This is a genomic window from Aeromonas sp. 600724 (assembly GCF_049175135.1).
Lineage (GTDB): Bacteria > Pseudomonadota > Gammaproteobacteria > Enterobacterales > Aeromonadaceae > Aeromonas > Aeromonas veronii_A.
On record NZ_JAAKUM010000027.1, the window covers coordinates 1 to 25469 of the forward strand.

Consider the following 25469-nt stretch of genomic DNA (forward strand, 5'->3'; position numbering starts at 1 on the left):
CTTGTCATTGAACACCTCAGGTCATGGTGGCGACTGTACCACCTAAAATGGTGTCCGGGATGATTAGACCACTACAGCGGGCTCCTTGCTGTCTTGCACTTGAGTGGTGTTTAAGGTGTTGGTGCTTATTTTTATTGGTCGCCCATTTTATGGGGATTCTAGTTATTTTTCTAAGGGAGGTTGTATATGCCAAGCCTTGTTTTATTAGTATTGAGGGGGAAAGCAAGGTAATATCACTGCGGATTCTTTCGGTAATATATTTGTAGAAGGTCATGATTAAGTGGTGCCGAACATCCGTTGAAGGAAGGCAAACAGGAGTATTTTTCAACGGTTTTGACTGATGCCTTCATTGTTATGGATTGGTGAGCCCCCCCCCCGCGCTGAGGGCTGTGAGTGGCGCTATGTATCCTGAATTCTTATCCCTTGTCGTGTCTCGCTTTTTTCCGTGCGAGTTTTCTCCGGTATGCCTTCCCAGCGGCCGGAAATTTTTTCGGTTTTTGAAAGCAAACAGTTCAATGTTGTATTTATTACCTTATGGATTATTACAACTGGCAGCGTCTACATGAACACAATGAGGTATGTTGCCAAAATAAGCAGAGACTCGGCCTAACAAAATGCACGGATTTATTTGAATACTATAAAGTTAGCTAAAAAGGGGATAGACCATTGGAAAACTACCCAACATATGAACAACGCCCAAGCGCTATACAAGTAGCTCACTGGCTCTATGAACAGCAACGACCGGTCAGCGCTAGAGAGGCCGCCGAGGTTTTAGGCGGTTCAACTTGGTCTATGTGGCAAACCTTCTCAAAAATACGCCTCTTGTCCGACATCCTGGTCATTGATGAACAGAAGGTGCGAAGCAAAGGGGGAATGCAGTCGCTGATGCGGATCGTTTACATTTATCCCTACACGCTTGATGATAATCAGCAACCCCATCGTCAGAGTAACAGTACAGATAGCACCTCACCACTCACATGGCGCGACCTGCTATGTCGTTTGTGGGACCAACTGGCACAGATGAAGTCAGTTCGCTGTGACGATTAATCCATATCATCAGAAGGAGGTGTACTCATGGCTCTATGCGATCGAAAGGATCGTTTATTTTGAACATGTCGGTGGCGTGATTTTCAAAATCAACCATCAAGCCACAACGGCTCCAGCCCCGAGTGTAGCAACCACCTAGGGCTGGGGGAGTCATGACTTGCTGGCTGATTTGGGAAACAAAGATGGTCGCCCCGGTTTGCCAAGCCCTCAATCGATGAAAATGAGTCAGGTGGAGATTGCAGCCTTAGATCCGGATTTTGATCGAGGCTACTGCCTCTATCCCTGATGAAATTCGCTGGCTGGCTCCGCTATCAACGCCACGTACTTGGAAGTACTTTGTTTCCCTCGGTTTTTAACAGCCAAGGTCTGACCTGTCTCGCCATCACTTCATGATTACCTGTGCAATCGGTGCTTCCTTACCAATTTTTTGGTCATAGGGATTGTCAATCAGCCCTTACATTGCCAAACCTGTTTGTCATGCGGCCATGCCATAGTGGGCATCATATTTTCTGTCGTGTGCCAGCAATGCCCGGATGATTCTAGCCGTCTTGTTGGCTTGCGTTACCGCGCCGCCACGTTAGTGTTGCGCTGAGCCATCACCCCGGCCAGCCAGCTTCCAGAGAACGAGACACCTTGCGTTCTGCTATTCGTAGCTCCGCCCGAGCGTCATGAATTAACAAGGTGTGCAGATAGCTGTCGCTACGCTTGCTGAGCTCAAGCAAGTTCTGCTTACCCACCACTGGAGTGTGGCCGTAGCACTAACCCCAGCCACGCGGCGAATTGCCGGCCATTCTTGAAGTTTTTCGCATTGCCGATGGAAGCAACCAGCGCACTTGCGGTGATAGGGCCGATAGTTGGCAACTGGGCTAAGGTTTGGCTGGCGGCACAGTCCTTATGATCGCGTACTCCAGTTCGTTTACCTGCATGTCGAGCATCTCGAGGTGCTCGTGAAGTCGCATTAACAAATGGCGAAACGTTCCTGGCAAGCCGTTTTCACTGTCCTGCAGCAGCTCTGGACGTGTTTGCCTATATGGGGGATGCCTTGCGGAAGGATGAACCCATATTCTGCTAACTGGCCCCGGATCTGGTTGGCTTTGGCAGTCCTGGCCTTGATGAAGCCTTGTCGGGCACGATGCAAGGCCAGAATGGCCAATTGTTCGCTGCTCTTTATCGGCACGACCGCATGGTGGGCCGGGTTACAAGCTTCGGCATCCGCAGTATCGTTCTTGTTGGTCTTTACATAGGGCTTAACGAACTGAGGCGCCATCAGCTTGACGGTATGCCTCAGCCCTTGCAAATTATTGGTCCAGTAATGGGCCGCATGCCTCCATGCCGATCAAGCAGGGTGGAATATTGGCAAAAAGGAGGCTATTTGTGAACTCTTGGGTTATTTGTTGAACAACCGCTTACCGTGCTCGTCACCCTCCATGAATCAAGAATACCTCTTTTGCCAAATCTATGACGACAAATAGATATATTAAAAACCAAAAATTTCATTTTTTTGGGTGGGAAATATAAAATAATTAATGTAGGTGTCTATAGGCTACCTCTAGATGGGGGGTGGGGTATCTGCTTATATTGACTTTGATCTTTATTTTGTAGCCAAAGCAAACAGATGTCACGTCAAATATATTTGTTTTGTTGTAAATAAAGCCAAAAAACACGCTTGGCGAAATCACTCCCCTATAGTAGACCTTATTGCTTTCTCGAACAATCTCTATATTACCCTTTATTATTCCTCCGATAGATAACCAAAGATTCAATGACTCACCGTATAAAAACAAACAATTTGGTTCTTTGAAAACATAAAAAGTGGAATCGGCCACTGCTGAAATCTCATCTTTTCTTTTGTGGCTGAGATTCTCGCTGCATATAATTCTGGTCATGTGCTATTTGTCCATTTTCGTTGCCAAGGCAGTTGTTCATATGCGTATCTATATTGCCAAATATGCACGGCTATTACACTGGGTGGGTAGTGAATAGTTTTGAATTTTTATTAGCCAATAGAGGCTGTTTTTTTCATTGTTATTCACGGTTGTTATGGAGCGTGTTCTGTACTTTTTAAGTACTCTGTTGTTGGTTTGTTGAGGAGGGTAGCACATGAATAGTCCAAACATGAATAGTCCAATTATCAGTGTTGTAATTCCGACGTACAACAGGTCGAAGCTTCTAGGATATACACTTGACTCATTGGTTAAGCAGACTTTATCTAAAGCTTGTTATGAAGTTATCGTTGTTGACGATGGCGGAGTTGATTGCAGTAAAGATACTGTGCTGGAGTACGAATCAAAAATTAACATTCAATATGCTTGGCAAAAAGATAAAGGATTTAGAGCTGGAAAAGCTAGAAATGTTGGTACAATGATGGCTGATGGAAAATACATTTTGTATTTAGATTCTGGAGTCTTATTGTCGTCAGATGTACTACAGGTACACTGTGATATTCATATGAGGTCAATCCATCCGGCGGTGATTGTAGGGTATGTTTTAGGATTTGATGCTGAAATAGATAATCAAAAGTTAATGCTTGAACGGCTTGATCCTTACGATGTGGATAGTTCAATATTAAAGCTTAAAGAGATGGGAGCGCATGATATTCGCCAAGCACAGTATGATGAACTAGGTTTTAACATCCATTGCTGGCCTGCACCCTTTGATATATTTTGGACCTGTCATGTCTCAGCTGAGCGTGATGAATTGATTAAAGCTGGGTTGTTTGATGAAACCTTTAATACTTGGGGTGGAGAAGATGTTGATTTAGGCGTGCGTCTACACAGAAATAACAATTTCTTTATTTTGCAGCGAAATGCAAATTCGATCCATTGGCCTCACTCCAAAAGAATTGAAGACCATTCGAGTAAAGCCGAGATGGCAGCAAAGAAAATTCACATGAAATATTCATATTGGACAACCAGCTTTTATGGTGTAGATGTTGGCGGTCAAAAACACCCTTTAAACAAAACAATACACTTAATTAATAGCGAACTAACTAAGTGAGGTGGTTTTTTAAATGAGTACATTATATCAGAATTATTATGTGTTACCCCCAGAAAAATCTGGCTTGTTTTCTTCTAATATAAGAGATGCACTTGTCAAGTTTGGCGTAGGTGTTGGTATAGGTACTGCATTTCATGCAATGCCTAGAGTGGCATTTACACGTGTTGTAGATGAGCAAATGCTGTTAAAAAAAATGGTGAATGAAAAAATTTCTATTGATAATTTTAGCGGGTGTATTTCTATTGGTGATAATTGCTATGTTGAGTCCAGCCAATTGCCTGCTTTTCATTCTCATCCTAGTAAGTTCACATCCGTTCAAATACATGATGATACGCCAGGAAAAATAAGGGTTGGTAATAATGTTATTATGCAAGGGGTGGCTATTGTTGCTTACCAGTTAGTTGAAATAGGTGATAGGGTTACTTTTGGTCCCATGGTTACAGTTATGGATTCTAGCGGTCATTCGTTGTCGGGGCGTAATAAGCATGGTGAGGCAATGCGAATAAAGTCATCACCTGTTTATATTGGCAGTGACTCATGGATCGGTTATGGAGCAACAATATTAAGGGGAGTCACGATTGGGGAAGGGGCCGTTATAGGTGCTCAGGCTGTAGTCTACTCAGATGTGCCGCCACATACAGTCGCAATAGGAAATCCGGCTAGAGTTATTAAACATATCAGTCAATTATAATTGGCTGATATCTGCATATAGACCTTGTTATCGCCTGACACCGGCCTCAAACCGGTGTCTTGTTTACGCGTTTACGCTACTTTAGAACGAACTTCTTTCGGTATCAATTTCAGACCCCTCTTGAACATCCTGTATGGAGTCTGTCTTTCCATAATTCAGTCCTGACATTGCTGTTGTTACCCTATTTTAGGGAATTATCAATATTTGTCGACATCTGCTTTACGAACTCATGCCTGAACACTTTCCCATTGATAAGGGAATATTCATCTAGAAAGGTGTAATCAGACTTTTGACAAAACCACTACTATGTGCAGTCTTTGGTTATCCGTTATTATCCCCCTCTAAGTTCGAAGGAGACAGGGGGCGCACGCAAAATTCGCGTCGTTGCCTGAGGATTGTATAGAAATCTTTGACTCTAAGCTTCGAAAAATGGCTGTACGTTTCATTGAGCACTATAGTGTGTCGATCTCTCCATAAGTATGACGGCCGTAACCACAATTCTCCATTTCTATCTGACGATCGCGAAATTCGGTGCTGAAGTGATAAATTCGACGAGTTTGCTCATCATTGAGCTCAATGCTCTGCTCAAATAATTAACCCTTTCTCAAGGTCACACCTTATAATATGGTGCCTATGACAGCATGGCTCGTTTGTCATCATCATTAGCAAACTATCCCCATAGTCTGCATGTCAAAAAACTCCGAGTATAGCGGTCACATTGGTCACGGTATGTTGTTTTATTTTTGGAAAAATACTGGCGTAAACCATTTAATCAGATATGCACTATTAGACTTGCATCCACATTTCATTCAAAAAAACCTCCTACACAAATACATGGCACGGGATAAATGATACGTATATGTGTGTAGGAGGGACAGCTTCAAAATATTATGATGATAGTGGGCTCTAGAAACTCACCGAAATATAATAACCTTATTAATCGCGTTTTTGTTGTGAATGATTGTGAGTTATTATGAATGATTGTGAAAGGTGTGGGGTGAATACTGTAGTGGCATAGTGAATTTGGCCACCCGATTAGAGGTGATATTCTCACCTCATGCATTGACAGGTGGCATGATGACGCAATCAAAACGACGTACTTTTACTCCTCAGTTCAAATTAGAGTGCGCGCAGCTCGTCCTAGACTAGGGATGCGCCATTCGCGCTGCCTGCGAAGGAAGCGATGGGCGTTAGCAAATCAGCCATGGAACTATGGGGGCTTCAATTACTGTATGGAGATGGTATTCACCTGACAGTTGCCCACAAAAGGGAGTGGTTACGCGGTCTCAAGCGGCATCGTTTCCCAAATCGATGCAGCTTGAATGGAACTAACTGAGGGGTCGGTGATCTGATCACCACCATCCCCTTCAAGTCTGCATCATGGGCACGTCGCTTCACCCCATCACCAACTGGCCTCAATACAATAAGTCTTTGATTAACCGTGGTTCACTCACCTTCTGGATTGATGCCGAGGCCATGAGCAACTGGTTTCACCACGACCATCATGGGCGGCGGGGCCGCAGCCAGCTTTACACTGACCAGACCATCGCAACCTTCCTGATGCTCAAGGGGATTTTCAACCTCACTCTGCGAGCAACACAGGGACTACTCGGCTCCCTGTTCGAGTTGATGAATGTACCGCTGTGTGCGCCGGACTATAGCTGTGTCAGCAAGCGAGCACGCACGGTGAAAGTGGCTTATAGATAGCCCCCAAAGGAACGTATTACCGACCTGGTTATCGACTCAGCCGGGCTGAAGGTGTTTGGGGAAGGCTAGTGGAAGGTAAGGAAACACGGTGCCGAGAAACGGCGAATCTAGCGCAAGTTGCATCTGGCGGTAGACCCGGTAACCCACGATATCGTGGCAGCAGAAGTGTCGTTGGAAAATGTCCATGATGCCGGGGTGTTGCCGACCTTGCTCAACCCTCTGCGGCGTAAGCTTGGGCATGTTTATGCGGATGGCGCGTATGACAGCAAAGCCAGCCATCAGCTTATCCCGTGCAAAGGGGCGACAGCCTGTATCCCGCCTCGCAAGAACGCTGGACTCTGGAAAAAGGGGCACCCAAGAAATGAGGCCGTGCTGGTGATGCGCAAAGAAGGGCTGGCGCACTGGAAGAAGATATCGGGGTATCACCATCGCTCACAGGCCGAGACGGCGATGTATCGGTTCAAGCAGTTGCAGGCGGGAAAAATCAGTCTGCGTAACTACAACGGCCAAGCGGGAGAAGTCATGGCGTATGTAAGCGCCATAAACAAGCTGAATACCTTGGGCCTGCCTGTCAGAAAGTCCCGAGTGTAGCGGTAACCAGGGGCTGGGGCAGTTGTGGCTTGATAGTTGATTTGGGAAACATGGTGTCCGGGATGATTAGACCACTACAATGTGGTGCTCCCCAAAGTTGAACGTTGTCAGCCTAAGTATGAAACTGACCGCGCTGGGAGGGGGCGTCCATCACATCACTACAGTTCCTGAACATGGCTACAAAAAAGTGGTTGATGCAAGGGAAAGTATCAGTGAGTATTTGATGGGCTATTACAGCAACATTCGTCCCCATCACTACAACGGTTGTTTGGTGTCAAATGAGTTCGATTGGCGGTGTTGGGCTGCTTATAAAACCGTGGCCAGTTTTATTTGACCACTGTTGGGGGGTAAACCATATTCAGAACGGGACAAGTAGAAATAAAAAAGCCAGCTGATGCTGGCTTTTTTATTTCTTAAAATGGCGTCCCGTGCAGGATTCGAACCTGCGACCATCCGCTTAGCTTACCACTACAGCTTTCACTGCCACTAAAGTGCGTTTGTGGTCTGGACTATATCTTCACCCACAGCATTATCTGTTTGGGTGGAGGGCGCTAATGATGTATTCCGCAATGAGATCGCATTGCACCATCTAGTCTCTGCACCTTCTCTACACGCTTGTAGAGCTTGGCTCAAGATTACCACCGCCATTACGCGCTGAGGCTTCCTTGAATTCACCCTCTCCACTGTATAGGTTTCCCTGTACAGGCTCCTAATAACTTAAAGGCGGATGCTCTATCCGGCTGAGCTAACGGGACAAATTTTACAAATCAACAACATACCAAGAGCTATGTAAAATGGTAACTCTTTTTAGTAAGGAGTAACAGCAAGACTTTGCTAGGTAATCTTACCATCTCTCCAGCCCTTGCCAGATCTAGTCACCTCAAAAAGTGGTAACACTTTGGGGGCTAGTTATACTCTATCCAACTGAGCTAAGGGCGCTTTGTATCAACTCGTCTTGATGACGAGTTGATGAACATGGTCGGTGATAAAGGATTCGAACCTTTGACCCTCTGGTCCCAAACCAGATGCGCTACCGGGCTGCGCTAATCACCGAAAATCCCTGACCAGCATATCGACAAGAGTCGTGCTGGGCAACGGGCGGGCATCATAGCCAAGCGTAAGGGCCAGCGTCAACGACTTTTTCCCCCAGTAAATTCAAGTGCCTACTTATTGCCCGCTACAGGTATGGCGTGCGTCTGCCGCTAACATCCCGGCTAAAAAAATGCGACAATGCGCGGCAGTTGAACACATGGTGAGTGGAGAACGATGTCTGCCAAAATCATAGATGGAAAACAGGTTGCGCAAACGATTCGCAGCCAGGTCGCGGCGCAAGTCCAACAGCGGTTGGCGGCAGGGAAACGGGCTCCAGGGCTGGCAGTCATTCTGGTGGGGGCGGATCCCGCCTCTCAGGTCTATGTCGGCAGCAAGCGTCGGGCATGTGAGGAGGTGGGGTTTCTCTCCCGCTCCTATGATCTGAGTGCAACCGCCAGTCAGGAAGAGTTGCTGGCGCTGATCGACCAGTTGAATGCGGATAGCCACGTAGATGGCATTCTGGTTCAGCTGCCGTTGCCGGATCACTTTGATACCACTCAGGTGCTGGAGCGGATCCAGCCTGACAAGGATGTAGATGGATTTCACCCGTATAACGTCGGCCGTCTGGCCCAACGTATTCCGGCGCTGCGCCCCTGCACTCCGAAAGGGATCATGACGCTGATTGAAACCACCGGTGTCAAAACCCATGGTTTGCACGCCGTTGTGGTCGGTGCTTCCAACATCGTCGGGCGTCCCATGACCCTCGAATTGTTGCTGGCGGGCTGCACAACCACGACCTGTCACCGTTTTACGCGGGATCTGGAAGAGCAGGTACGCCGTGCCGATCTGCTGGTTGTTGCGGTCGGCAAGCCCAACTTCATACCTGGCGAGTGGATCAAACCGGGGGCATTGGTGATCGATGTGGGCATCAACCGCCTGGCTGATGGCTCGCTGGTCGGGGATGTAGAGTTTGAGACGGCGCGCAGCCATGCCTCCTTCATTACCCCGGTACCCGGTGGCGTGGGCCCGATGACGGTCGCCAGCCTGATGGAAAATACCCTGATCGCCTGCAGTGAATATCACGACTGATCATGGTTGGTGATAACCCTGTGATCCCGTGAGGAGGCAGGGTTGGCCAGAAATCTGACAATAAAAAACCGGTTGCTCAGAGAGGAACCGGTTTTTTATTTATCCAAAGAGTGTTATTTACATATTTTGTGCTTCGTTTGGCACAATCACAGAAGCGTGATTTCCTTTCGGCCCCTGTTGCAGTTCAAAATTGACAGCCTGACCCGCTTTCAGGGTCTTGTAGCCCTCCATTTGAATCGTGGAGTAGTGAGCGAAGATATCCTCACCGCCCCCTTCCGGACAGATAAACCCAAATCCTTTTGCGTTGTTAAACCACTTAACTGTGCCGGTTGCCATACTTCTACATCCTTTTATTGATTACCCAGAAGTCGTTGAGTAACCTGCGCCAGCCCTTTATAACTAGGGACATGGGCCCATAGCAGACGGGCACAGATTAGCAAGTAACCAATCTAGTCTAACTTTTGAGCGAGTCAAGAAGTTGTTAACAGCTGATGTGATCTGGTTAACAAGTCTATTGACAACCTTGTGTTAGACGGTAGTAATCTAGAGGTACCAAAGCGCGATTATGAGCAAGCAGAAAGAACTCTTTGCTAATGAAGAGATTGCAGAAGCAGAGAAAACAAAGCTGCAGCCGCCACCCATGTATAAGGTTGTGTTGAACAACGATGACTACACGCCCATGGAGTTTGTGGTGGAGGTGCTGCAAAAGTTCTTTGGTATGGATTTGGACAAGGCGACTCAGGTCATGCTGAGTGTGCATTATAGTGGTAAGGGTGTCTGCGGCATGTTTACCGCAGAGATCGCCGAAACCAAGGTTGTCCAAGTCAACACCTATGCACGTAACAACGAACATCCACTGCTCTGTACTATGGAAAAGGCTTGAATCTGATGACTTGATGGCGAGTGTGACACCACATTGTAGCTGTACTAGGGGAGGTGCCTATGTTGAATAAAGATCTAGAAAAGACGCTGAACGAGGCTTTCAAACTGGCCCGTGACGAGCGCCACGAATTCATGACCGTCGAGCACCTGTTGTTAGCCCTTCTGGATAACAGTTCAGCCCATGAGGCGCTGAGCTCTTGTGGTGCCGATGTTGAGCAGATGCGCAAGGAGATCCGCGCATTCATCACCCAAACTACTCCGCTCATACCGCGCGACGATGAAGATCGGGAAACCCAGCCGACTTTGGGCTTCCAGCGCGTGTTGCAGCGTGCAGTCTTCCATGTGCAATCCTCCGGCAATACCGAAGTCAGTGGTGCCAACGTGCTGGTCGCTATCTTCAGTGAACAGGAGTCACAAGCTGCCTATTTCCTGAAAAAAGCCGAGATCAGCCGTCTCGACGTCGTCAATTTCCTCTCCCACGGGGTGCGCAAGGATAACAAGCCGGATCTCGGCAGCAATAACAATCCCGAGTCTGATGATGATGTTTCGGCCGCCCAGATCGAAAGCTTTGCCACCAACCTGAACCAGCTGGTGCTGGAAGGGCGCATCGATCCGCTGATTGGTCGTGATCAGGAGCTCAACCGTACCATTCAGGTGCTCTGCCGCCGTCGCAAGAACAACCCGCTGCTGGTGGGTGAAGCGGGCGTGGGTAAAACCGCCATTGCCGAAGGGTTGGCCTATCGCATCGTCAAGGGGGATGTCCCCGAGGTGATTGCGGGCAGTACCATCTATTCGCTGGATATGGGTTCTCTTCTGGCGGGCACCAAATACCGTGGTGATTTCGAGAAGCGCCTCAAGGTATTGCTCAAGCAGATTGAGCGTCAGGAAGGGGCCATCCTCTTTATCGACGAGATCCACACCATCATCGGTGCCGGTGCGGCATCCGGTGGTCAGCTGGATGCAGCCAACCTGATCAAGCCGCTGCTCTCCAATGGTTTGCTCCGCTGTGTGGGATCCACCACTTATCAGGAGTATGCCCAGATCTTCGAGAAAGACCGTGCGCTGGCCCGTCGCTTCCAGAAGATCGATATTGTCGAGCCGACTATCGATGACACCACTCGCATCCTGATGGGGCTCAAGAGTCGCTATGAAGCCCACCACGGCGTGCGCTATACCGCCAAGGCGATCCGTGCAGCTGCCGAGCTTTCTGCCAAGTACATCAATGATCGTCACTTGCCCGACAAGGCGATCGATGTGATCGATGAGGCGGGTGCCGGTCAACGGTTGCTGCCGGCGAGCAAGCGCAAGAAAGTGATCAATGTGCAGGAAATTGAGTCCATTGTGGCCAAGATCGCCCGCATTCCGGAAAAATCAGTCTCCTCTTCAGATAAAGAAGTACTGAAGAACTTGGAACGCAATCTGAAGATGGTGGTCTTTGGTCAGGATAAAGCCATCGAGGTGCTGACCGATGCGATTCGCCTCTCTCGTTCAGGTTTGGGTAACGAGCGTCGCCCGGTTGGTTGCTTCCTCTTTGCTGGTCCGACCGGGGTGGGTAAGACCGAGGTCACCCAGCAGCTTGGCAAGGCGCTGGGTGTCGAGATGCTGCGCTTTGATATGTCCGAGTACATGGAACGCCACACCGTATCTCGTCTGATTGGTGCGCCTCCCGGCTATGTTGGTTTTGAGCAGGGTGGTCTGCTGACTGATGCGGTGATCAAGCATCCTCATTCCGTTGTGTTGCTTGACGAAATTGAGAAAGCTCACCCGGACGTATTCAATCTGCTGTTGCAGGTGATGGACAACGGCACCCTGACCGATAACAACGGGCGCAAGGCGGATTTCCGTAACGTCATTTTGGTGATGACTACCAACGCCGGTGTGCAGGAGACCCAACGCAAATCGATTGGCTTCCAGCAACAGGATTTGAGCCACGATGCCATGGCGGTGATCAACAAGACCTTCAGTCCGGAGTTTCGTAACCGGCTTGATCACACCATCTGGTTCAACCATCTCGATATGACGGTGATCCATCAGGTGGTCGACAAGTTCATTGTCGAATTGCAGGTTCAACTGGATGCGAAGGGAGTTTCTCTCGAGGTGTCCGAGCGTGCCCGCCACTGGTTGGCAGAGAAGGGATATGACAGAGCCATGGGCGCCAGACCGATGGGGCGGGTGATCCAGGAGCACCTCAAGAAACCCCTGGCCAACGAGATCCTGTTCGGTTCACTGGTTGACGGGGGAATTGTGAAGGTTGAGTTGGTAAATGACAGCCTCAGCTTTGATTTTCAGGTCAATGTTGAAGCTGTTTCCCACTAAGCGTCAGTGATCAGAAAACGACAAAAAACCCCAACCGAAAGGTTGGGGTTTTTTGCTGAATTCCTGGCTTAGCGAGAGCGGAAAACAATACGTCCCTTGGAGAGATCGTAGGGAGTCAGTGCTACCGTTACTTTGTCTCCAGTCAGGATACGAATGTAGTTTTTGCGCATCTTGCCTGAAATATGAGCGATAACCACGTGACCATTCTCCAGTTCCACACGGAACATGGTATTGGGCAGGGTTTCGAGAATAGTGCCCTGCATCTCAATACTGTCTTCTTTAGCCATTGAATCCTCTTGATAAGCCACAACAAAAAACCGCTGGATCATGCCGGATTTAAGGCTATGTGTAAAGTTTACTCGGGCTTGGTGTCGATATTTTTCCATTCCCCCTGAATTAACAGCTCGTGAGGGAGGTAATTGCGTTTGTAATTCATCTTGCGACACGCCTCTACCAGATAGCCAAGATAGAGCCAGCTTCGCCCGGTTCTCCTGGCCAGATCGAGCTGGCAGAGGATGGCAAAGGTGCCCAGGGAGCGATCGGCATAATCCGGATCGAAGAAGGTGTACATGGCACTCAAGGAGTGGGGCAGCAGGTCTGTGGTGGCGACACCGATCAGGTGGCCATCTTTGCGCATCTCCAGGTAGAGCGGCGGCATCCAGTCACAATGGAGAAACCCGCGATACTGGCTGCGGTTGGGGGGATACATGCTGCCATCGTGATGGCGTTCGCGGATATAGCGTTCGTAGAGCAGGTAATACTCGGGCTTGTCATCGTAGCTCAGGACGATCTCGATATCCCTGTTGAGCTGGCGGATCCGCTTCTGGCCGCGGCTGGGACGAAAGCGTTCGCTGTGAATACGAAGGGACTGGCAGGCATGGCACGCCGGGCAGTGGGGGCGATAGATGTCGTTGCCACTGCGGCGAAAACCGGCAGTCAACAATCGCTCGTAACCGTTGGCGTTGAGCAGATTGTGATCCATGAGCACCAGCAACTGCTCCTGTTCATGATCCAGATAACTGCAGGGATGCTTGGGAGTCAGCCCTACTTTGAGGATCACTTCTTCAGTCATAAGCTGATCTCCCCCTCTTGCCAGCAGGAAGCCAACAGTGGTTGATGGCCAAGGCGCGCCAGCTCTGCCAGAAAACGGGCCCTTGGCCACTCCTCGATACCCAGGGTCGCCAGAAACGGGTTCTGCATCTGGCAATCGATGAGGGCGCCGTGATGGCGGGCGAAGTGGCGACAGAGTGCCACCATGGCAAGTTTGGCGCCGTTATCAATCCGGCTGAACATGGATTCACCGCAAAACAGTCGGCCGATAGAGAGGCCATACAGTCCCGCTTGCAGCTCTCCCTCCTGCCAGATCTCGATAGAGTGGGCATGACCCAGCCGGTGCAACTGCTGGTAGGCCTCGATCATGGGTTGGCTGATCCAGGTGCCATCGGCAGTGCGACGAGGGGCGGCGCAGGCGGTAATGACTTCATTAAAGGCGCGATTGACGGAAATATCGAATGGGGTACGGCGGATAATCTTCTGCAGTGTCCGTCCCACATGGAGTTGGTCTGGGCGGATCACTCCGCGGGGGTCCGGTGACCACCACAGGGTCGGCTGGTGGGGTTCATTCCACGGGAAGATCCCCTTGTGGTAAGCTGCCAGCAATCTGGCAGGGGAGAGATCTCCGCCGATCGCCAGCAAGCCGTTGGGCTCTTCCAGCGCATGGCTGGGGTCGGGAAACCAGCAAAGCTCATCATCCAGTTGGGTAAGATAGCGAGACATAAGGCAACGAGGTTCATAGATGAAGGCCATTATCCTGATAGTATCCAGCTTGCTCTGCTTTGTCACGGCGCCCGCCGGGGCGGAGGTCTACCAGCGCAATACCGCGCGGCCGGTCAATCTGGTGGTGTTTGGTCAGGTCGAAACGGTGCGCAATATTACCCAGCGCCAGATCCTGGAGTCAGAGCACTCTGGCTGGAAGACGCTGGGGGGGGCTGTGTTGGGCGGCCTGCTGGGGAACCAGTTTGGTGGCGGTCATGGCCGTGAAATCGCCACCGCCGTCGGCGCGCTCGCAGGTGCTGCGGCTGCGCAGCAATACCAGTCCGAGGGAACCGTGGTGGAAAACAAGTTGGTGGAGCTGCTGATCCGCAACGAGCAAAATGCCCTTATCAACGTGATCCAGGATTATGATCCCGCCATGGTCTTTGCCAATGGGGACAAGGTGCGCATTCTCTACTTCGATGATGGGGTGCGAGTCGACAAGACTTACTGACTTTCGATAGTCATGGTGATGGGGAGACTGTGGCAGGGAAGGAACCCGCAGACTCTCCTGTCGGAAAGTCTGTCGGGCGGTAATACACGGGACTGATGCCCTGAGGATTCAGATAGCTGTCTCTTGAGAGACTATCTTATCGCGACCGGTGTTCTTTGCCTGATAGAGCAGCCGATCCGCTACGCTCAGCGCCTCGTCCATGGATATCCGCCCGACGCTGATCACGCCGTAACTGGCGCGAACAAAGAGCGGGTTTTCCGGTGACAAGGGTTGCTGGCGCAGCTGCTGACGCAGCCCTTCAAGACGCTTGATCAACACGGGGACGGTACAGTGAGGCACCATCATGGCAAACTCCTCTCCGCCAAACCGGGCGATCATGGCATCGGGGAAGAACTGGGTCAGTAGCCGGGTCAGATGGCAGAGCAGTTGATCGCCGATGGCATGGCCCCAGTGATCGTTGACCTGCTTGAAGTGATCCACATCGAGCACACAGAGTGCAAGAGGCGTCTGTTGGCGCTGATGCTCTTCAAACCATTTTTGCCCTTCGTTGAACCAGTAGCGCCGGTTGTAGAGACCGGTCAGGTAATCACGATTGGCTGACTCCTGAATGCTGTTGAACTGCTCGAGCGCTTCCAGATTGTGGCTGACCCGACACTGCAGCTCTTCCGGCTCGAACGGCTGGTTGAGAAAGTCGTTGGCGCCTTGCTTGAGGTAGCGAGCAGAGAGACCGCGCTTGTCCGAGACCGAGATCCCGATAATCGCGAGCTGCTGCTTGCTGTAACGCTCTCTCAGCATCCGCACCAGACTGATGCCATCGATATCCGGCATATAGTAGTCGACCAGTGCCAGCCGGATGTCCGGGTGTTGCTCCAGCATCGCCATCGCTTCACGGGCATGACTGGCCTCATGCACCTGCAACAACTGCTTGCGCAACTGGGCCATGGTGCGGTGACGGGAGGTGCGTGAGTCGTCGACTACCAGCACTTCGATCGACTGGTTGAGATAGAGGCGGTGCACCAGACTGACTGCATATTGCAGCGAGTGGCGGGAATCCTTCATCACATAGTCCAACACGCCGGTTTCCAGCCAGGCGGCACGTTTATCCTCGCTGATGTCGGCAGTGAGGATCACCACCGGCAAACCTCGAGCCAGCAGCTCGTTGACCGCTTCGCCACGGGGCGCATCCGGCAAGGTTAAGTCCACCAGCGCGACCACATACTCCTCGCCCCGACAGTGACGGGCGCCTTCGAGGGTATCGAAGGCATCGATCTCGAGGCCTGTCTGCTGGGCAATGGCCTGAGTCAGCATACGGCGGATGGTCAGGCTATCTTCGACAATCAATATCTTCTGTTTCATTAGACTCCTTTAAATAAAAAAGGCATACCGACTGGTATGCCTTATATCACAACTGCGCTTGTTTATTGCGCGTCGAGGTAGCGTTCGGCATCGAGGGCTGCCATGCAGCCGGTACCGGCAGAGGTGATCGCCTGACGGTAGTTGTGATCGGCCACATCGCCAGCAGCGAAGACTCCTTCAATGCTGGTCTGGGTGGCAAAACCGTCGAGGCCGCCACGTACCTTCAGATAGCCGTTTTGCATCTCAAGCTGGCCATCGAAGATCTGGGTATTGGGCTGGTGGCCGATGGCGATGAAGACGCCCATCAGCGGTAGCTCGCTGGTGCTGTTGTCCTGAGTGTTGCGCAGGCGCACACCGGTGACCCCCATCTGATCACCCAGCACTTCGTCCAGGGTCTGGTGGGTGTGCAGCACGATGTTGCCGCTCGCAACCTTGTCGTGCAGACGCTTGATCAGGATCTTCTCGGCACGGAATTCGTCGCGGCGGTGGATCAGGTGCACCTTCTTGGCGATGTTGGCCAGATACAAGGCTTCTTCAACTGCGGTGTTGCCACCGCCGATCACCGCCACTTCCTGATTGCGGTAGAAGAAACCGTCACAGGTGGCACAGGCAGAGACGCCGCGCCCTTTGAAGGCCTCTTCGGAGGGCAGGCCCAGATACTTGGCGGAGGCGCCGGTCGCAATGATCAGGGCATCGCAGGTGTATTCGCCGTTGTCCCCTTTGAGGCGGAACGGGCGCTGAGTCAGTTCGACACTGTTGATGTGATCAAACAGGATGCGGGTATCGAACTTCTCCGCATGCTCTTTCATGCGTTCCATCAGGGCCGGGCCGGTCAGGCCTTCCGGATCACCTGGCCAGTTTTCCACTTCGGTGGTGGTGGTCAGCTGACCCCCTTGCTGCATGCCGGTGATGAGCAGGGGATTGAGGTTGGCGCGGGCGGCATAGACGGCCGCGGTGTAACCGGCCGGGCCTGACCCTAAGATCAGCAATTTGCTGTGAGTGACTTGGCTCATGATGTCATTTCCGGGATGTGATGAGTTTGCGCGATTGTAGGTAATTCGTGATCCGGGGTCAAAGGCTGGTGAGTCGATTGCACTAATCGTGTTCACAAGGGGTGACATGCAAAATAAAGGAATAAAAAAACCGCCCATCGCGGGCGGATTTTCACTCATCTCCAACTGGCGCAGGCCAGAGCAGATCAGTTCAGCAGGGTCAGGGGATCCGTGTAGGCAAGGCCATGTGCCACGGCCACTTCCTTGCAGGTGAGCTTGCCCTCCATCACGTTGAGCCCGTGCAACAGGTTGGGGTCGCTCAGCAGTGCCTGACGATACCCTTGCTGGGCCAGCTTGATAATAAAGGGGAGGGTGGCATTGTTGAGCGCCACGGTCGAGGTGCGGGCCACCGCCCCCGGCATGTTGGCGACACAGTAGTGCACCACCTCATCGACGATATAGGTCGGATCCTGGTGGGTGGTGGCGTGGGAGGTTTCCACACAGCCGCCCTGATCGATGGCCACATCGACGATGGCAGAACCCGGCTTCATGCGCGCAATGTGGTCACGGCGGACAAGTTTTGGCGCAGTGGCACCCGGTACCAGCACGCCGCCGATGACCAGATCGGCCGCCAGCAGATGGCGCTCCAGCGTCTCGCTGTTGGAGTAGACCACCTTGGCCGCTCCCTGGAACTCGTTATCGAGACGGCGCAGGGTATCGACGTTGTTGTCGAGGATGGTCACATCCGCGCGCAGGCCAATGGCCATGCGGGCCGCATTGGAGCCGACCACGCCGCCACCGATGATCACCACCTTGGCCGGTTCGACACCGGGTACGCCGCCAAGCAGAACACCGCTCCCACCGCGCGATTTTTCCAGCGCCTGGGCACCCGCCTGAATAGACATGCGTCCGGCCACTTCCGACATGGGGGCCAGCAGGGGCAGGCCCCCACGGCCGTCGGTGACGGTTTCATAGGCGATACAGATGGCGCCGCTTTTCAGCAGGGCTTCGGTCTGGGGCAAGTCTGGCGCCAGATGCAGATAGGTGAACAGGGTCTGACCCGGACGCAGCATGGCACATTCGACAGGCTGAGGTTCCTTGACCTTGACGATCATCTCGGCTTTGGCGAAAACCTCTGCTGCAGAGGCCAAAATTTCGGCTCCAACAGCGATATAATCTGCATCGCTGAAGCCAATGCCGTTTCCGGCACCGCTTTGGACGAAAACAGTATGGTTTCGTGCTGTCAGTTCACGTACACTGGCCGGAACCATGCCTACGCGGTATTCATGGTTTTTTATCTCTTTAGGTACACCGATAATCATGCTATCCCTCGTCTATAGATTGGTGTTTCATGTTGCCAAAATGTTAACCAACATTTGCGCCTAGTATATTCAGGTATTGACAGGATTTGTGACCATAATTATAAAATGACTGGTGATTCTTACCAAAAAATAGCCAAAGGATGGAATAAAATGATGGAAGCTAAGAGTCGGCTAAAGGATTTGGACAGGATTGACCGCAACATTCTTAATGAACTGCAAAAGGATGGCAGGATTTCGAATGTTGAGTTGTCCAAGCGAGTTGGCCTGAGTCCTACACCGTGTCTGGAACGGGTTCGTCGCCTCGAGCGACAAGGTTATATCGAAGGATATGCCGCTATTCTGAACCCTCATTATCTGGACGCATCTCTGCTGGTGTTTGTAGAGATAACCCTCAATCGCGGGGCGCCTGATGTGTTTGAACAGTTCAACAAGGCTGTTCAGGTGCTCGAAGAGATCCAGGAGTGTCATCTGGTTTCCGGTGACTTCGACTATCTGCTCAAGACCCGAGTCAGCGACATGTCGGCTTACCGCCGTCTGTTGGGGGAAACCCTGCTGCGTCTGCCCGGTGTCAATGACACCCGCACCTACGTGGTGATGGAAGAGGTCAAGCAGAGCAGTCGTCTGGTGATCAGCACCCGATAAAGCAGGTTATGCCGTGGTATCTTTTCCATATGAGACACCATGACAGTCAGAAACGAGCGGCCGGTCCGCTCGTTTCTTCTTGTAAAGATAATTGCAAATATGGCCCCGTCCCATCAGGCTCTGGCTGACAATCGATGGGCTTTTCGGGGATACTAGGCCCCCTTATTTCCTGCATTACATGTTTTCAGAAAGGAGCCGGAGTTTGGCCGATAAAAAGCTGTTTACTCCTTTATCAGGTACACAACGGATCTTCGAAGCCGTCTTGATCGCCATCACCCTGATGGCTGCTTATCTTCTGCTTGCCCTGTTGTCCTATCATCCCGCTGATCCCGGCTGGTCCCAGACCTCCTGGCAAGGGGAGGTGAAGAACCTCGCCGGTAGTGCCGGTGCCTGGCTCGCCGATATCACCATGTTTACCTTTGGTGCCTTCTCCTATCTGGTGCCGCCGCTGGTGGTGCTGCTGGGCTGGAGTCTGTTCTGGCGCCCGAGCCGTCTGCTCGATGTGGATTACCTCACCCTGGGGGTGCGGATCATCGGCTTTATCCTGACCGTGCTCGGCATGTCGGCCATTGCCAGCATGAACTTCAACGATATGCAGAACTTCTCCGCCGGAGGTCTGGTGGGGGATGTGATCGCTTCTGCAGTGGTGCCGCTGTTTGGCGGCGTCGGGGCCAACCTGATGCTGCTCTGCTTCGTGGCAACCGGCATCACCCTGTTTACCGGCTGGTCCTGGCTCACCATCGTGGAGCAGATCGGCGCGGCCTGTACCGGTTCGGTCAGCGCTGTTTACCACTTCCCGACCACCCTAGGCCGCTGGCTCACCGGTGGCTGGCGTCAACCCCGCAACGAGGGGCCGGATCCCTTGCTGGAAGGCGGGGTAGGGGCCATCGCGTTTGATGATGAGGAAGATGAGCCGCACACCAGCTGGACTCGCAAGCCCAAGGCCAAGAACCAGAAGGCTGCCGCCGAAGAGTGGCTGCCCGAACTCGACGACGATACCTTCGAGTTCGATCCCAAGTTTGATGATGAGGATGACGAGCCAGCTCCGGCTGCCAAACCGAAACGTGCGGTGGCGGCTGCCAATGGGCGCCGTCAGCCGGTACTGGCTGTGGCCGATGATGATGACGATCTGGATCTGCCCTGGGCCGAAGGGGACGACGAGGTCGCCGCGCCGGTAGCCGTCGCACCAACCAAGCCCAAGCGTCGTCCACAATCTACGCTGCCGCCGTTGCCGAGTATCGAGCTGCTCGACCGTCCACCGGCCAAGACCCAGATGATGAGCAAGGATGAGCTGGAGCGTATGGGCCGTCTGGTGGAAGCCAAACTTGCCGACTACAACGTGCAGGCCAAGGTGGTCGGTGTCTATCCGGGCCCTGTCATCACCCGTTTCGAGCTTGATCTGGCGCCGGGCATGAAGGCGAGCAAGATCACCAATCTCTCGCGCGATCTGGCCCGCTCTCTGTCGGCCAGCAGCGTGCGGGTGGTCGAGGTGATCCCGGGCAAGACCTATGTCGGCATTGAGCTGCCCAACCGGGTGCGCCAGACCGTTTACCTGCGCGAAACCCTCGACTGCGATGCGTTCCGCGATAGCCGCAACCCGCTCACCATGGGCCTGGGTCAGGACATCGCCGGTGAGCCGGTGGTGGTGAACCTGGCCAAGATGCCGCACCTGCTGGTGGCCGGTACTACGGGGTCCGGTAAGTCGGTAGGGGTCAACACCATGATCATCTCGATGCTCTACAAGTCATCCCCCGATGACCTGCGCTTTATCATGATCGACCCCAAGATGCTGGAACTCTCGGTTTACGAAGGGATCCCCCATCTGCTGACCGAGGTGGTGACCGACATGAAGGACGCCGCCAACGCCCTGCGCTGGTGTGTGGGCGAGATGGAACGCCGTTACAAGCTGATGTCGGCAGTCGGGGTGCGCAACCTCAAGGGCTACAACGACAAGGTCTTGGCCGCCATCGAGGAGGGGGAACCCCTGCTGGATCCGTTGTGGCGCCCGGGTGACTCCATGGATCAGATGCCACCGGAGCTGGAGAAACTGCCCCACATCGTGGTGGTGGTGGATGAATTTGCCGACATGATGATGATCGTCGGCAAGAAGGTGGAAGAGCTGATCGCCCGTATCGCCCAGAAGGCGCGGGCCGCCGGTATTCACCTCATTCTGGCGACCCAGCGTCCGTCGGTGGATGTCATTACCGGTCTTATCAAGGCCAACATTCCGACCCGGATCTCGTTCCAGGTATCGAGCAAGATCGACTCGCGCACCATCATCGATCAGGGCGGTGCTGAATCTCTGCTCGGTATGGGCGACATGCTCTACATGCCGGCCGGTACCTCCAACCCGACCCGGGTACACGGTGCGTTCGTCGATGACCACGAGGTACACAAGGTTGTGGCGGACTGGAAACTGCGTGGCGAGCCGAACTACATCGAGGAGATCCTCTCCGGCGAATCTGGCGGTGACGGCGGCAGCGGCGAATATGGCGGTAGTGACGATGAAGAGCTCGATCCCCTGTTCGACGAAGCGGTCGCCTTCGTGGTGGAGTCCCGTCGTGGTTCTACCTCCAGTGTGCAGCGCAAGTTCAAGATTGGTTACAACCGGGCGGCTCGTCTTATCGAGCAAATGGAGAATCAGGGCATCGTCAGCGCCCCGGGTGGCAATGGTCAACGCGACGTGCTGGCACCGCCGCCAGTGCGGGACTAAGACTCACCGTTTCATACTATCCTTGGCCATGCCCTTCGCGGGCATGGCCTTTTATCGAGAGCGTCTTTATGAAGAGCGTGATGAAAAAACAACTGTTGATGGGTACCGTGCTGCTGATAGCCAGCAGCCAGGTGTGGGCCGATGCGGCCAGCGATCTCAAGCAGAAGCTGGCTAGTGTCAGCCTCTTCTCTGCCAAGTTTTCCCAGACTGTCTACGACAGCAAGGGCAAGGAGTTGCAGCGCGCCAGCGGCGATCTGCTGGTGCAACGCCCCAACCATTTCAACTGGCATACCACCTCGCCTGACGAGAACCTTATCGTGGCTGATGGCAAGGATGTCTGGGTATATGACCCCTTCGTCGAGCAGGTGACAGCCCTTAAATTGAAGGATGCGGTGCTCAATACCCCCTTCGTGCTGATCACTGGCAATGACGAAAAGCTGTGGAAGCGCTACGACGTGACCCAGCAGGGGGATGTCTACACCGTCACCAGCAGGGATCCGAGCGAGCTTATAGCCTCCTTCCGCGTCACCTTCGATCGCGAAAACAATATCAGTCGTTTTGATGTAAAAGAGGCGCAGGGGCAGTGGACCGAATTTACCCTCAATAGCTTCAACCGCAAGCCGGTGCTCAAGGGTAACGAATTTGTCTTCAAGATCCCGAAGGGGGTCGAGCTGGACGACCAGCGCTAATGAGCAAGCGGTCGTTGGATTGCTTGCCACTGCGCCAGTCAAAGGCGAGTGGCGTGACGCTGGGTGGTCAATACAGATGAGCAACTTGTCGCTGGATTTCTCATCGGACTTTCGTCCGCTGGCGGCCCGGATGCGGCCGCAAAACCTCGACCAGTATATCGGTCAGCAACATATCCTGGGGGCTGACAAGCCCCTGCGCAAAGCGATCCTGGCGGGTCACTGCCACTCCATGATCCTGTGGGGGCCACCCGGTACCGGTAAAACCACGCTGGCGGAGCTGGTGGCTCACTACTGTCAGGCGGAAGTGGAGCGACTCTCGGCAGTGACCTCAGGCATCAAGGAGATCCGCGCCGCCATCGACAAGGCCAAAGAGAACAGCTGGCGCGGGGTGCGCACCATCCTCTTCGTGGATGAAGTGCACCGCTTCAACAAGAGTCAGCAGGATGTGTTCCTGCCTCATATCGAAGATGGCACCATCACCTTTATCGGTGCCACCACCGAAAACCCCTCGTTCGAACTCAACAACGCGCTGCTCTCCCGTGCTCGGGTCTATCTGCTCAAGCGACTTGAGGAGAGCGACATCCTCGCCATGCTCGATCAGGCGATGACCGATCCCCGTGGTCTCAATGATCCGGTGCTCACCTTTGCCCCCGGGGTGAAGGAGGCGCTGGCCAAGGCGGTGGATGGGGACGGGCGTAAATCCCTCAACTATTTGGAGCTGTTGGCCGACATGGCCGAAACCGACAGCACAGGGGCGAGGGTGATCGACAGCGCGCTGCTTGCCGCCGTAGCGGGGGAACATGTGGCCCGCTTCGACAAGGGGGGGGATCACTTCTACGACCTCATCTCGGCGGTGCATAAATCTATCCGCGGCTCGGCACCGGATGCGGCACTCTACTGGTATGCCCGCATGGTGAGTGCCGGCTGCGATCCCCTCTACATTGCCCGCCGCTTGCTGGCCATCGCCTCGGAAGATGTGGGCAATGCCGATCCCCGTGCCATGCAGGTGGCGCTATCTGCCTGGGATTGTTTCCACCGCATCGGGCCGGCGGAAGGGGAGCGGGCTATCGCCCAGGCGATCGTCTATCTCGCCTGTGCCCCCAAGAGCAATGCGGTCTACACCGCCTGGAAGGCAGCGCTCAATGATGCCAAAAACCTCCCTGACTTCGAGGTGCCGGTGCACCTGCGCAATGCGCCGACCCGGCTGATGAGCGATCTGGGCTATGGTGCCGAGTATCGCTATGCCCATGACGAGCCGGGCGCCTATGCCGCGGGGGAGGAGTATTTTCCCCCCGAGCTTGCCGGCAAGCAGTACTATCAGCCTACCGATCGTGGCCTTGAAAAGCAGATCGGCCAGAAGCTCGATTATCTCCAAGAGCTGGATCGACAGAGCTCGCAAAAACGGGGCCGATAGCCCCGCTTGTTTGTCAGCAGAATGAAAATTGGTCAAGTACCGGAATAATTGGGGTGTTTGACCGCACAAGTCGGCAAAAACGACCCAAATAGTCCCTGTTCGGGCAGGGGGGCGGTCTGCTACACTGCCCCTCTGACCCCGTTGGTTTCGGCCTGATACCATCTTCTTGATTTCGAAGGCCTGACTCTCAAGGCGACGGGGGCCAACCGATGTTAACTTCCGGATCTGTTTTTTAGCCCGTCATGATGACTCAGGCCCAGATCCCTTATTAAAAAAGTAGGTAACCCATGCTGGATCCCAAATATCTGCGCAGCGACATCGATGAAGCTGCCGCTCGTCTGGCGACACGTGGCTACGTTCTGGACGTAGCGGCTGTCAATGCTCTGGAAGAGAAGCGCAAGGATCTGCAGTCCCGTACCCAGGAGCTGCAGGCCGAGCGCAACGCCCGCTCCAAGTCCATCGGTGAGGCTGCCCGTCGCGGTGAAGATGTTGCCCCGCTCAAGGCTGAAGTGACCAAGATCAACGACGAGCTGGAGACCAGCAAGGTTGAGCTGGATGCCCTGCTGGCCCAGCTGAAAACCATTGCCGATGCCATCCCCAACCTGCCGAGCGAAACTACCCCTGTTGGTCGTGACGAAAACGACAACGTGGAAGTGCGTCGCTGGGGTACCCCGCGTCACTTCGACTTCCCGGTACGGGATCATATCGATCTGGGTGAAGCGGCCAAGGGCGTCGATTTCAAGAACGGCGTCAAGCTCTCCGGTTCCCGTTTCGTGGTGATGAAGGGCCAGATTGCCCGTCTGCACCGCGCCCTGGCCCAGTTCATGCTGGATCTGCACACCCTGCAACACGGTTACACCGAGTGCTACGTACCTTATCTGGTCAACCCGGACAGCCTGTACGGTACCGGCCAGCTGCCGAAGTTTTCCCAGGATCTGTTCAATACCGGTATTGACGGCGAAGGGGAAGAAGAGGGCAAGGTGCGCAAGTTCTCCCTGATCCCGACTTCCGAAGTACCGCTTACCAACATGGCGCGCGACGAGATCTTCGACGAGCAGGAGCTGCCGATCAAGATGACCGCTCACAGCCCCTGCTTCCGTTCCGAAGCGGGCTCTTACGGTCGCGATACCCGTGGCCTCATCCGTATGCACCAGTTCGACAAGGTCGAAATGGTGCAGCTGGTTCACCCGGAGAAATCCTGGGAAGCGCTTGAAGAGATGGTGGGTCACGCCGAGAAGGTGCTGCAACTGCTGGAGCTGCCATATCGCGTGATGGCGCTCTCTACCGGTGACATGGGCTTCTGCGCGGCCAAGACTTACGATCTGGAAGTGTGGCTGCCGGCCCAGAACACTTACCGCGAGATCTCTTCCGTCTCCAACTGCACCGACTTCCAGGCGCGCCGCATGCAGGCTCGCGTGCGTGTCGATGGCAAGCCGCAGCTCATTCACACCCTGAATGGCTCCGGTCTGGCTGTAGGCCGTACTCTGGTCGCCGTGATGGAGAACTACCAGCAGGCAGATGGCCGTATCGCCATCCCGGCTGCGCTGCAATCCTACATGGGCGGCCTGACCCACATCGGGTAAGCGCTCGTTGCAGACGACAACGCCATGGCCATGCCATGGCGTTGTGCATTCTGGCGCCGCTCAACCGTTTTTATCGTGAATAAATCTGCGTTTCCGGCGCCTCTTTGAACATGTAACACAATTTTATCAAGCATTGCGCA

20 protein-coding genes, 1 tRNA gene and 2 pseudogenes are annotated in these 25469 nt (G+C 53.3%); 14 read left to right on the forward strand and 9 right to left on the reverse strand.

All coding sequences use genetic code 11. The features are described from left to right. Positions 1–666 precede the first annotated feature (666 nt). Positions 667–1047, forward strand: a complete 381-nt coding sequence (locus G5168_RS19745; protein WP_421252607.1) for a hypothetical protein — start codon at positions 667–669, stop codon at positions 1045–1047. 475 nt (positions 1048–1522) lie between these two features. On the opposite strand, the pseudogene G5168_RS19750 reads toward G5168_RS19745, so the two are convergent. Next, positions 1523–2525, reverse strand: a pseudogene (locus tag G5168_RS19750) (IS110 family transposase). Positions 2526–3147: 622 nt separating this feature from the next. On the opposite strand from G5168_RS19750, the gene G5168_RS19755 reads away from it, so the two are divergent. The 4 genes and pseudogenes from G5168_RS19755 to G5168_RS19770 all read left to right on the forward strand — a co-directional run bounded on the left by G5168_RS19755 (position 3148) and on the right by G5168_RS19770 (position 7367). After that, complete coding sequence (locus tag G5168_RS19755) at positions 3148–4044, forward strand: glycosyltransferase (RefSeq protein ID WP_421252608.1); 897 nt, start codon at positions 3148–3150, stop codon at positions 4042–4044. Positions 4045–4057: 13 nt separating this feature from the next. Continuing rightward, complete coding sequence (locus tag G5168_RS19760; RefSeq protein WP_421252609.1) at positions 4058–4735, forward strand: acyltransferase; 678 nt, start codon at positions 4058–4060, stop codon at positions 4733–4735. A 1380-nt stretch (positions 4736–6115) separates the two neighbouring features. Beyond that, positions 6116–7033 (forward strand): annotated as a pseudogene (locus G5168_RS19765) (IS5 family transposase). Between the two features lie 118 nt (positions 7034–7151). Next, a complete protein-coding gene (locus G5168_RS19770) occupies positions 7152–7367 on the forward strand; it encodes a hypothetical protein (RefSeq protein ID WP_421252610.1) in 216 nt (71 codons plus the stop codon). Positions 7368–8009: 642 nt separating this feature from the next. Here the strand turns inward: G5168_RS19770 and G5168_RS19775 are convergent. Further along, a tRNA-Pro gene (locus G5168_RS19775) sits at positions 8010–8086 on the reverse strand. A 213-nt stretch (positions 8087–8299) separates the two neighbouring features. Between G5168_RS19775 and folD the strand changes: the two genes are divergently transcribed. After that, positions 8300–9154 carry a bifunctional methylenetetrahydrofolate dehydrogenase/methenyltetrahydrofolate cyclohydrolase FolD gene (gene folD, locus G5168_RS19780; RefSeq protein WP_005337113.1) on the forward strand — a complete coding sequence of 285 codons (855 nt, stop codon included), beginning with the start codon at positions 8300–8302 and terminating at the stop codon, positions 9152–9154. 117 nt (positions 9155–9271) lie between these two features. Here the strand turns inward: folD and cspD are convergent, their stop codons facing one another. Continuing rightward, on the reverse strand, positions 9272–9490 hold the full coding sequence (gene cspD / locus G5168_RS19785) for a cold shock-like protein CspD (RefSeq protein WP_005300025.1): 219 nt from the start codon (positions 9488–9490) through the stop codon (positions 9272–9274). Between the two features lie 229 nt (positions 9491–9719). Here cspD and clpS point away from each other — a divergent pair, with 229 nt between their 5' ends. Next, positions 9720–10037 (forward strand): ATP-dependent Clp protease adapter ClpS, encoded by a 318-nt coding sequence (gene clpS, locus G5168_RS19790; protein WP_005337111.1) that lies wholly within the window; start codon positions 9720–9722, stop codon positions 10035–10037. Between the two features lie 59 nt (positions 10038–10096). Beyond that, a complete protein-coding gene (gene clpA, locus G5168_RS19795; protein ID WP_100653551.1) occupies positions 10097–12352 on the forward strand; it encodes an ATP-dependent Clp protease ATP-binding subunit ClpA in 2256 nt (751 codons plus the stop codon). 68 nt (positions 12353–12420) lie between these two features. Here clpA and infA read toward each other — a convergent pair whose 3' ends face one another. The 3 genes from infA to aat all read right to left on the reverse strand — a co-directional run bounded on the left by infA (position 12421) and on the right by aat (position 14128). Continuing rightward, positions 12421–12639: a translation initiation factor IF-1 gene (infA, locus tag G5168_RS19800; RefSeq protein WP_005300033.1), complete on the reverse strand. Its 219-nt coding sequence runs from the start codon at positions 12637–12639 to the stop codon at positions 12421–12423. Positions 12640–12707: 68 nt separating this feature from the next. Beyond that, complete coding sequence (locus tag G5168_RS19805; RefSeq protein WP_227342588.1) at positions 12708–13424, reverse strand: arginyltransferase; 717 nt, start codon at positions 13422–13424, stop codon at positions 12708–12710. Next, the gene (gene aat, locus G5168_RS19810) at positions 13421–14128 is read right to left on the reverse strand and encodes a leucyl/phenylalanyl-tRNA--protein transferase (RefSeq protein WP_042080501.1); all 708 of its coding nucleotides are present in this window, start codon (positions 14126–14128) and stop codon (positions 13421–13423) included. Before aat ends, G5168_RS19805 begins: the two co-directional genes overlap by 4 nt. A gap of 19 nt (positions 14129–14147) precedes the next feature. Here aat and G5168_RS19815 point away from each other — a divergent pair, with 19 nt between their 5' ends. Beyond that, positions 14148–14618: a glycine zipper 2TM domain-containing protein gene (locus G5168_RS19815; RefSeq protein WP_227342589.1), complete on the forward strand. Its 471-nt coding sequence runs from the start codon at positions 14148–14150 to the stop codon at positions 14616–14618. Between the two features lie 108 nt (positions 14619–14726). Here the strand turns inward: G5168_RS19815 and G5168_RS19820 are convergent, their stop codons facing one another. The 3 genes from G5168_RS19820 to ald form a co-directional block, all read right to left on the reverse strand. Beyond that, the gene (locus tag G5168_RS19820) at positions 14727–15974 is read right to left on the reverse strand and encodes a diguanylate cyclase (RefSeq protein WP_193860409.1); all 1248 of its coding nucleotides are present in this window, start codon (positions 15972–15974) and stop codon (positions 14727–14729) included. Between the two features lie 62 nt (positions 15975–16036). After that, positions 16037–16987 carry a thioredoxin-disulfide reductase gene (gene trxB / locus G5168_RS19825; RefSeq protein ID WP_019445530.1) on the reverse strand — a complete coding sequence of 317 codons (951 nt, stop codon included), beginning with the start codon at positions 16985–16987 and terminating at the stop codon, positions 16037–16039. Between the two features lie 185 nt (positions 16988–17172). Further along, positions 17173–18288 (reverse strand): alanine dehydrogenase, encoded by a 1116-nt coding sequence (ald, locus tag G5168_RS19830; RefSeq protein WP_005337098.1) that lies wholly within the window; start codon positions 18286–18288, stop codon positions 17173–17175. 150 nt (positions 18289–18438) lie between these two features. On the opposite strand from ald, the gene lrp reads away from it, so the two are divergent. From lrp to serS, 5 genes are all read left to right on the forward strand, one after another. Continuing rightward, on the forward strand, positions 18439–18930 hold the full coding sequence (gene lrp / locus G5168_RS19835) for a leucine-responsive transcriptional regulator Lrp (RefSeq protein ID WP_005300047.1): 492 nt from the start codon (positions 18439–18441) through the stop codon (positions 18928–18930). Between the two features lie 202 nt (positions 18931–19132). Further along, the gene (locus G5168_RS19840; RefSeq protein ID WP_421252611.1) at positions 19133–21643 is read left to right on the forward strand and encodes a DNA translocase FtsK 4TM domain-containing protein; all 2511 of its coding nucleotides are present in this window, start codon (positions 19133–19135) and stop codon (positions 21641–21643) included. 80 nt (positions 21644–21723) lie between these two features. Then, positions 21724–22332: an outer membrane lipoprotein chaperone LolA gene (gene lolA / locus G5168_RS19845; protein WP_421252612.1), complete on the forward strand. Its 609-nt coding sequence runs from the start codon at positions 21724–21726 to the stop codon at positions 22330–22332. 76 nt (positions 22333–22408) lie between these two features. Next, entirely contained in the window at positions 22409–23746 is a 1338-nt protein-coding gene (locus tag G5168_RS19850; protein ID WP_227342595.1) for a replication-associated recombination protein A, read from the forward strand. Between the two features lie 287 nt (positions 23747–24033). Beyond that, positions 24034–25329, forward strand: a complete 1296-nt coding sequence (serS, locus tag G5168_RS19855) for a serine--tRNA ligase (RefSeq protein WP_421252613.1) — start codon at positions 24034–24036, stop codon at positions 25327–25329. Positions 25330–25469: the final 140 nt, after the last annotated feature.

Excerpts from the sequence above, each read along its gene's own strand:
- G5168_RS19815 (WP_227342589.1), top strand. The coding sequence starts at position 14,148 with ATGAAGGCCATTATCCTGATAGTATCCAGCTTGCTCTGCTTTGTCACG.
- lolA (WP_421252612.1), top strand. The coding sequence starts at position 21,724 with ATGAAAAAACAACTGTTGATGGGTACCGTGCTGCTGATAGCCAGCAGC.
- G5168_RS19805 (WP_227342588.1), bottom strand. The coding sequence starts at position 13,424 with ATGACTGAAGAAGTGATCCTCAAAGTAGGGCTGACTCCCAAGCATCCC.
- ald (WP_005337098.1), bottom strand. The coding sequence starts at position 18,288 with ATGATTATCGGTGTACCTAAAGAGATAAAAAACCATGAATACCGCGTA.
- serS (WP_421252613.1), top strand. The coding sequence starts at position 24,034 with ATGCTGGATCCCAAATATCTGCGCAGCGACATCGATGAAGCTGCCGCT.
- G5168_RS19760 (WP_421252609.1), top strand. The coding sequence starts at position 4,058 with ATGAGTACATTATATCAGAATTATTATGTGTTACCCCCAGAAAAATCT.
- folD (WP_005337113.1), top strand. The coding sequence starts at position 8,300 with ATGTCTGCCAAAATCATAGATGGAAAACAGGTTGCGCAAACGATTCGC.
- clpA (WP_100653551.1), top strand. The coding sequence starts at position 10,097 with ATGTTGAATAAAGATCTAGAAAAGACGCTGAACGAGGCTTTCAAACTG.
- trxB (WP_019445530.1), bottom strand. The coding sequence starts at position 16,987 with ATGAGCCAAGTCACTCACAGCAAATTGCTGATCTTAGGGTCAGGCCCG.
- G5168_RS19820 (WP_193860409.1), bottom strand. The coding sequence starts at position 15,974 with ATGAAACAGAAGATATTGATTGTCGAAGATAGCCTGACCATCCGCCGT.
- clpS (WP_005337111.1), top strand. The coding sequence starts at position 9,720 with ATGAGCAAGCAGAAAGAACTCTTTGCTAATGAAGAGATTGCAGAAGCA.
- aat (WP_042080501.1), bottom strand. The coding sequence starts at position 14,128 with ATGTCTCGCTATCTTACCCAACTGGATGATGAGCTTTGCTGGTTTCCC.
- lrp (WP_005300047.1), top strand. The coding sequence starts at position 18,439 with ATGATGGAAGCTAAGAGTCGGCTAAAGGATTTGGACAGGATTGACCGC.
- cspD (WP_005300025.1), bottom strand. The coding sequence starts at position 9,490 with ATGGCAACCGGCACAGTTAAGTGGTTTAACAACGCAAAAGGATTTGGG.
- G5168_RS19770 (WP_421252610.1), top strand. The coding sequence starts at position 7,152 with ATGAAACTGACCGCGCTGGGAGGGGGCGTCCATCACATCACTACAGTT.
- infA (WP_005300033.1), bottom strand. The coding sequence starts at position 12,639 with ATGGCTAAAGAAGACAGTATTGAGATGCAGGGCACTATTCTCGAAACC.
- G5168_RS19755 (WP_421252608.1), top strand. The coding sequence starts at position 3,148 with ATGAATAGTCCAAACATGAATAGTCCAATTATCAGTGTTGTAATTCCG.
- G5168_RS19850 (WP_227342595.1), top strand. The coding sequence starts at position 22,409 with ATGAGCAACTTGTCGCTGGATTTCTCATCGGACTTTCGTCCGCTGGCG.